Source organism: Mitsuaria sp. GD03876 (assembly GCF_029840635.1).
In the GTDB taxonomy this organism is placed as follows: Bacteria; Pseudomonadota; Gammaproteobacteria; order Burkholderiales; family Burkholderiaceae_C; genus Roseateles.
The window spans coordinates 1-6860 of the sequence record NZ_JAOCCU010000090.1; the positions used below are offsets into that span (position 1 = coordinate 1).

Below are 6860 nucleotides of genomic sequence, written 5' to 3' on the forward strand. Positions count from 1 at the left end.
GGCTGCAAGACCGACCTCTACACCAAGCGCACCGAGGCCGAGGCCAACGAGATGGTGGCCGCGCTGCTGCAGCGCGGCATCGAGGCGGAGAAGAAAAGCGGCGACGGCGGCAAGACCTGGAACGTCGCCGTCGACGAGAAGGAGGTCGTGGACGCGCTGAACGTGCTGCGCGCCAACGGCCTGCCGACCGACAAGTACGTGTCGCTGGGCGACATGTTCAAGAAGGAAGGCTTGATCTCCACGCCGACGGAGGAGCGGGTGCGCTTCATCCACGGCGTGTCGCAGGAGCTCTCCAGCACCTTGTCCAAGATCGACGGCGTGATCGTGGCCAAGGTCCACATCGTGCTGCCCAACAACGATCCGATGTCGACGACGGTGAAGCCGTCGAGCGCGTCGGTGTTCGTGAAGTACCGCCCGGAGATCGACGTGCCGCAGCTGGCACCGTCGATCAAGAACATGGTCGCGCGCAGCGTCGAGGGCCTGACCTACGAGAACGTGACGGTGACGCTGGTGCCGGGCGCGATGCTGCCGACCTCGCCGGTGCATGCGGTGGCCGACGCGACCTGGGCGTGGATCGCCGGCGGGGTGCTCGCGGTGCTGCTGCTGGGCGCCGGCGCCTTCGGGCTGGTCGCCTGGAAGAAGCCGGGCTGGCTGCCGGCGGGGCTGGCGAAGCGCCTGCCGTTCGGCGCGCCCGCGGCGGTGGCCGAGGCCGGCGGCGCATGACGATGGCCGCGCCGGAGCAGCTCGCCGCCTGGGCCGTGGCCTTCGACGCCAAGGTGCGGGGGCTGGTCGACGATGTCGACGCGAGCTGGGAGGACGAGCTGCTGGCGCCGTGGTCCTTCCTGGACGGCCTGTCGGCGGAGCACGTCGCGCCCTTGTGGCCGCGCTTGTGGCGCGACCGGCTGGACGGTCACGGCGGCTGGCCGGCGCTCGGCCGTTTCGCCGATCCCTTGCCCCGGCTGAGCCTGCTGCCGCGCGGGGAGCTGCTGCACCGCCTGTGCGCGCTGGCGCTGGCGCGCCGTCCCGGCGTGTTGCGCTGCTGCATCGATCGCAGCGTGCGCGTGCCGCTGCAGCGCGCGCTGGGCGAGACCTTCGCCCCGCTGGCGGCGATGAGCCTGCGCGGGCGGCCGGTCGAGGCGGAACTCGCCGCGTGGACGCCGGTGCAATGGGCCTGCGTGGGGTTCGCGGACTGGTCGGCGGCGTTGGCGGCCGATGACGCGCCGGTGCGCGAGATGGTGCGTTGGTCGCTGCCGCGCGCGGCGCTGGATGGCGTGATCGACGCGGCGCCGGTGCCGGCCGAGCGCGAGGTGTCCGCCGCGCTGGCGGCGCTGGCCGACGTGGAGGTGACCTGGCCATGCTGATCTGGTGGAAGGGATCGGCGCCGGAAGGCGCGGGCGTGCCCGGTGCCGGCGTGCCGCACGGGATCCTGCGGGCGCCGGAGGCCACGCTGCTGCGTCACGAGGCCGACGTGCGGCGCGAGGCGATCGCCCGCGCCGACGCCTTGATCGCCGAGGCGCAGGACGAGGCGGCGCGCATCGTCGCCGCGGCGCGGGCCGACGCCGAAGCGCTGCTCCAGGAGGCGCAGGGGCGCATCGAGGCCGCCTGCGACGCCGGCCGCGCCGAGGGCGAGCGGCAGGCGGCGCTGGCCTGGCATGAGCGGCAGGCGGGCCGGGCGGTCGACCAGGCCGAGGCGGTGCGTGGCCTGCATGAACGCCTGGCCGAGGTCGTCACCAGCGCGGTCGAGCGCATCGTACAGACCGAGGGCCGCGCGGCGCTGTACCAGCGCGCGCTGCGCAGCGTGCAGGCGCTGTCGCGTTCGGCCACGGCGCTGACGCTCAAGGTCAGCCATGCCGATTTCGACGCGGCCCGCGACGGCATCGCCGCGGTGGCCGAGCTGCAGGCCGCCGGCCTGGCGGTGGAGGTCGTCGTCGACCCGGCGCTGCCGGCGGGCAGCTGCCTCTTCGAATCCGACATGGGCGTCGTCGACGCCAGCCTCAAGACGCAGCTGGACGCGCTGCGCGCGGCGATGTCGCGCGCGGTGCGCCGGGCCGTCGAGGACGCGCCGCGATGAACGCGCCGGACCGCGTCGGCGCGATCCAGCTCGACGAGCTCGGCCGCTGGATGGAGCTGGAGCTCGCCGGGGCCGAGACGCTCAGCCGCACCGGCAAGGTCACCGAGGTGATCGGCACGCTGGTGCGCGCCAGCGGGCTGTCGGCCAAGCTGGGCGAGATGTGCCACCTGCTGGACGGCAACGGCAAGCTGCTGCAGGTGGCGGAGGTGATCGGTTTCTCGCACGGGCAGACGATCCTGTCGCCGTTCGGCTCGATCCTGGGCGTGGCGGCGGGGCAGACGCAGGTGGTCGGGCTCGGCCAGATCCAGAGCATCCCGGTCGGCGACGCGTTGCTGGGGCGGGTGGTCGACAGCCTGGGCCAGCCGGTCGACGGCGGGCCGCCGCTGGTCTGCGACGAGTTGCGGCCGGTCTTCGCGATGCCGCCCAGCCCGATGGAGCGCGAGATGATCGAGCATCCGCTGCCCACCGGGGTGAAGATCATCGACGGGATGATCACGCTCGGCGAAGGCCAGCGGATGGGCATCTTCGCGCCGGCGGGCGTCGGCAAGAGCACGCTGATGGGCATGCTGGCGCGCGGCACGCAGTGCGACATCAGCGTGATCGCGCTGATCGGCGAACGCGGCCGCGAGGTGCGCGAGTTCATCGAGATCATCATGGGTCCGGACGGCATGGCCCGCTCGGTCGTGGTGTGCGCGACCTCGGACCGCTCGTCGATCGAGCGCGCGAAGGCGGCGCATGTCGCCACGGCGATCGCCGAGTATTTCCGCGACCGCGGGCTGCGGGTGCTGCTGATGATGGACTCGCTGACCCGCTTCGCCCGCGCGCAGCGCGAGATCGGCCTGGCGGCGGGCGAATCGCCGGCGCGGCGCGGGTATCCGCCGTCGGTGTTCGCCGAGATCCCGCGGCTGCTGGAGCGCACCGGCATGGGCGCGACGGGGTCGATCACGGCGCTCTACACGGTGCTGGCCGAGGACGACAGCGGCAGCGACCCGATCGCGGAGGAGGTGCGCGGCATCCTGGACGGCCACCTGATCCTGTCGCGCAAGATCGCGGCGCGGAACCAGTACCCGGCCATCGACGTGCTGGGCAGCCTGAGCCGGGTGATGTCGCAGATCGTGCCCAAGGAGCACCAGTCGGCCAACGGCGGGCTGCGCAAGCTGATGGCCAAGTACGACGAGATGGAACTGCTGATCCAGATGGGCGAGTACAAGCCCGGCAACGACGCGTTCGCCGACGAGGCGGTGCGCAAGCAGACGGCGATCCGGGAGTTCCTCAACCAGGCGACCTCGGACCTGCGGCCGTTCGAGCAGACGGTGGCCGAGCTGCAGGCGCTGGTGAACGGCTGAGGCCGGATCCGCTCCCGACGCGCCGATTCGCGATGGCCACGGACCTCAAGTCGCTCAAGTTGCTGCTGTGGGCCAAGCGCCGGCGGCTGGAGCCGCTCGAGCAGCAGGTGCAGGCCGAGACCGCGCAGCGCGACGCCGCGGTGGCCGCGCACCAGGCGGCGATGGCGCGGCACCAGGACTGCGTCGCCGATGAGACCGCCTGCGCCGCGCGCATCGACGCGCTGGCGAGTTCCGACGCCTTCAATCCGCAGGACGTGGTGACGCTGGGTCATGTGCTGGATGGCCTGAAGGACCTGGTGCGCCAGGCCGAGGAGGGCGTGCGGCAGGCCGCGGCGCAGGTGGCGCAGGCCCAGGCGCGGCTGGCCGCGGCCAAGCAGGCGCTGCAGCGCGCGGAACAGCAGATCGAGCAGCTCGAGGAGCGGCGCCGCAAGCGGCTGGTCGAAATCGACCAGGAGGCCGAGGACACGCAGGACGAGGAGAGCGAGGAGGCGGCGGTGGCGCGCAAGGTCGGCCAGCGGCGCGCGGCCGCGATGGCGGAGGCGCAGGCGTGAACGACCTGTTCTCCAGCTTCTCCGGCGTGATCGGGTTCGGCTCGGTGCTGCAGGACGGCGTGATGCTGCTGGCCGTGTGCCTGCTGCGGGTCTACGCGGTGTTCCTGGTGCTGCCGGCGACGACCGACCAGAGCCTGCAAGGGCCGGTCCGCAACGGCGTGTGCGTCTGCCTGGCGCTGTTCATCGCGTGGGGGCAGCCGGTGTCGCTGGTGCATGACATGGACACGGTGCGGCTGGTCGCGACGCTGGCCAAGGAGGCGCTGATCGGGCTGGTGCTGGGCTTCGCGGCGTCGACGGTGTTCTGGGTCGCGGAGGGCGTCGGCGTGCTGATCGACAACCAGGCCGGCTACAACAACGTCCAGCAGACCAACCCGCTCAGCGGCGAGCAGAGCACGCCGATCGGCAACCTGCTGGCGCAGCTGGCGATCAGCGGCTTCTACCTGCTGGGCGGGATGATGGTGCTGACGGGGATCCTGTTCGACTCGTTCCACTGGTGGCCGATCGGCAGCCTGTCGCCGGCCTGGTCGACGATCCTGGAGGACTTCGTCCGGACGCAGACGAGCCATTACCTGGAGCTGATGATCAAGATCGCGGCGCCGGCGTTGCTGGTGTTGATGCTGATCGACCTGGGCTTCGGCATCCTGTCGAAGACGGCGGAGAAGCTCGAGCCCAACAACCTGGCGCAGCCGGTGAAGGGCGCGGTCGCGATCGCGATGCTGTCGCTGCTGGTGGCGGTGTTCTTCGAGCAGGTCCGGCCGGCGCTGTCGCTGCAGACGCTGTCCAAGGAGATGGCGATGTGGGCCGCGGTGGCGGAGAAGGCGAAGGAAGCGACGCCGCCTCCGCCGTCGACGTCCTCGGCGCCATCCGCCGCGGCGCCCGCCGTGCCCGCCGCCTCGGCCGCCTCGGCGGCCTCGGCGACATCGGCGACATCGGCGACATCGGCGGTGCCGGGAGCGCCGCTTGCTCCGGCCGCCGCGTCCGACTCCACGCGCACGTTGGCGTTCCCGCCCTGACCCTGCGCCCCTTTTCCCGGTGTCACGGCTGGCATGCCGGGCGCAAGGTGCCTAGTCTTCACGCGATCGTGAGGTCGACCAGAAGCCATGAAGGGAGTTGTCATGTCATTGCCGTCCGTCTTTCTCGCGCGCGGCCGGGTCCTGCTGGGGCTGGCGCTCGCGGTGCTGCTGTCGGTGGCGGCGTCGCCGGGCGTGGCGTCGACGCTGCGTTACCACTACACCAGCAACCCGTTCCAGATGCGCGTCGAGAACATCCGCGCCAATCCGGGCGATCCGAACCAGTACAGCTACGCGGACGTGGTGCTGTATGCCGACATCGACGTGCGGGACGGCACGATCCTGATGCCGGGCGACACGCTGGAGGACGTGCAGCGTTTCTCCATGACCCTGAGCGTGACCCGTGACGGCTATCGCAGCTACGAGACGCTGGTCTATCCGTTCGAGCCGTACTGCACGCAGTGCCCGGTGGAGCGGGAGATGGAGGCGAGCCTGACGATCAACGCGACCGGCGCGTTCACGCTGCCGACCGACTGGGACCTGACGATCTCCCGGCGCTTCATCCTGCCGACGGGACGGCACGACTTCCTGCAGCTCAGCAGCAGCGAGTCGCAGGAGCGGATCTCCGGCTTCTACGAGAGCTTCACCAGCACGACGGGGCAGCTCAACGGCGCGCGCGGCACCTGGATCCTGCAGGTCGTGCCAGAGCCGGCGACCTATGGGTTGATGCTGGCGGGTGTGGGGCTGCTGGCGTGGGTCAGGCGGCGGCAGGCCTTCACGCCCTGAGCCACGTGTACTCCCCCTGCGACAGGCTCTCGAACATCTCGTCCTCGGCCAGCAGGATGTTCTCGCGCCAGTAGCGGCCGTGCTCGACGTAGTGGTTGAAGGTGTCGGCCAGGTAGTGGCCGTCGATGCCGTCCAGCATCGGCACCCGCACCACCAGCAGCACGACGCCCGAATCCGCGTCCAGCCCCAGCTGCGCCTGGTCCTGCGCGTACAGGCTCAGGTTGGCCTCCAGCATCAGCCGGTACACCCGCAGGCTGCGGCCCGAGGTCACCGCGCCGAAGGCGAAGTTCAGGTACATCGCCTCCGGGTCGTTCTCGTAGTGCCCGAGCAGCACCTCGAAGCCCTCGACCTCGAGCGCGTTGCGCGCGATCGCCGCGTCGGCGTCGGGCAGGCCGACCACCTCGCAGAGGTCGCGGATTAGTTGCTGGTAGCGATGAACGCTCATGGCACGGGGTCCTTGCGTCGGGTCGGATCGGATGACGCGATGTCGATCAGCACGCGCTGCAGCAACGCGCCGCGCGCCTCGGCCGCCGGTTGCATCGGCTCGGCCCGCGGCTCCAGCGCGCGCAGCGCCGTCAGCGGGAACAGCAGGTTGGTGTTGCGCTGCGACTCGGTCGCCGACGGCGGCTTGCCGTTGGCCGCGCACCAGGCGACCGCGGCGGCCTTGATCTCCGCCAGCGTCGGCGCCGGCGCGTCCGGCGGTCGGTGGCGGGCCACGGCCGCCATCGCGGCCAACCGCGTCGCACCCTGCGCCAAGCCGTCGCCGGCCTTGAAGCACAGGGACGCCAGCGCGTCGAACAGCCGCGGCAGCGGCGTGCCTTCCGCCGGCGGCTTCGAGGCCAGCAGCGCGGCCTCGGGCAGCCGGCTGCGGCGCAGGGCCGCGCCTTCCCGCACCGGCGGCAAGGGCGGCGGCAGCCGCACGCGCGGCGGCGAACTCATCGAACCCTGCTCCTGCTGCTCGCCCGGATCGGCCTGCTGTTGCTGCGCGCCACGCGTGGCCGAGGTCGCGGAGGTCCCGGACAGGCCCGTCGCGCCGCCCGCGGCCATCTGCCGCGGATCGTTCGCCGGCAGCTGCGCGTGCTCGTCCTCCGGATGC

General features: G+C 71.8%; 9 protein-coding genes. 7 read left to right on the forward strand and 2 right to left on the reverse strand.

All coding sequences use genetic code 11. The features are described from left to right. The 7 genes from sctJ to N5D62_RS28120 all read left to right on the forward strand — a co-directional run. Positions 1-723, forward strand: a 723-nt coding sequence (gene sctJ, locus N5D62_RS28090) for a type III secretion inner membrane ring lipoprotein SctJ (RefSeq protein ID WP_279761420.1), incomplete at its 5' end; no start/stop codon positions are given. Further along, a complete protein-coding gene (locus tag N5D62_RS28095; protein WP_279761422.1) occupies positions 720-1361 on the forward strand; it encodes a type III secretion protein HrpB4 in 642 nt (213 codons plus the stop codon). The genes sctJ and N5D62_RS28095, both read left to right, overlap by 4 nt. Further along, positions 1355-2071, forward strand: a complete 717-nt coding sequence (gene sctL, locus N5D62_RS28100) for a type III secretion system stator protein SctL (RefSeq protein ID WP_279761423.1) — start codon at positions 1355-1357, stop codon at positions 2069-2071. The genes N5D62_RS28095 and sctL overlap by 7 nt, the downstream gene beginning before the upstream one ends. Then, positions 2068-3417: a type III secretion system ATPase SctN gene (gene sctN / locus N5D62_RS28105; RefSeq protein ID WP_279761424.1), complete on the forward strand. Its 1350-nt coding sequence runs from the start codon at positions 2068-2070 to the stop codon at positions 3415-3417. The genes sctL and sctN overlap by 4 nt, the downstream gene beginning before the upstream one ends. A gap of 32 nt (positions 3418-3449) precedes the next feature. Beyond that, positions 3450-3968, forward strand: coding sequence for a hypothetical protein (locus N5D62_RS28110; RefSeq protein ID WP_279761425.1), 519 nt, complete (start codon positions 3450-3452; stop codon positions 3966-3968). Further along, complete coding sequence (gene sctT, locus N5D62_RS28115; protein WP_279761427.1) at positions 3965-4981, forward strand: type III secretion system export apparatus subunit SctT; 1017 nt, start codon at positions 3965-3967, stop codon at positions 4979-4981. The genes N5D62_RS28110 and sctT overlap by 4 nt, the downstream gene beginning before the upstream one ends. 102 nt (positions 4982-5083) lie before the next feature. After that, complete coding sequence (locus N5D62_RS28120) at positions 5084-5764, forward strand: PEP-CTERM sorting domain-containing protein (protein ID WP_279761429.1); 681 nt, start codon at positions 5084-5086, stop codon at positions 5762-5764. Here the strand turns inward: N5D62_RS28120 and N5D62_RS28125 are convergent. Both N5D62_RS28125 and N5D62_RS28130 read right to left on the reverse strand, forming a co-directional pair. Next, complete coding sequence (locus N5D62_RS28125) at positions 5754-6209, reverse strand: CesT family type III secretion system chaperone (protein WP_279761431.1); 456 nt, start codon at positions 6207-6209, stop codon at positions 5754-5756. The two genes, N5D62_RS28120 and N5D62_RS28125, sit on opposite strands and share 11 nt — an antisense overlap. Further along, a partial coding sequence (locus tag N5D62_RS28130; protein ID WP_279761433.1) for a hypothetical protein occupies positions 6206-6860 on the reverse strand: 655 nt, incomplete at its 5' end. The genes N5D62_RS28130 and N5D62_RS28125, both read right to left, overlap by 4 nt.

What these genes read in the sequence shown, in the direction of transcription:
- N5D62_RS28095 (WP_279761422.1), top strand. Translation starts at nt 720, where the DNA reads ATGACGATGGCCGCGCCGGAGCAGCTCGCCGCCTGGGCCGTGGCCTTC.
- sctL (WP_279761423.1), top strand. Translation starts at nt 1,355, where the DNA reads ATGCTGATCTGGTGGAAGGGATCGGCGCCGGAAGGCGCGGGCGTGCCC.
- sctN (WP_279761424.1), top strand. Translation starts at nt 2,068, where the DNA reads ATGAACGCGCCGGACCGCGTCGGCGCGATCCAGCTCGACGAGCTCGGC.
- N5D62_RS28110 (WP_279761425.1), top strand. Translation starts at nt 3,450, where the DNA reads ATGGCCACGGACCTCAAGTCGCTCAAGTTGCTGCTGTGGGCCAAGCGC.
- N5D62_RS28120 (WP_279761429.1), top strand. Translation starts at nt 5,084, where the DNA reads ATGTCATTGCCGTCCGTCTTTCTCGCGCGCGGCCGGGTCCTGCTGGGG.
- N5D62_RS28125 (WP_279761431.1), bottom strand. Translation starts at nt 6,209, where the DNA reads ATGAGCGTTCATCGCTACCAGCAACTAATCCGCGACCTCTGCGAGGTG.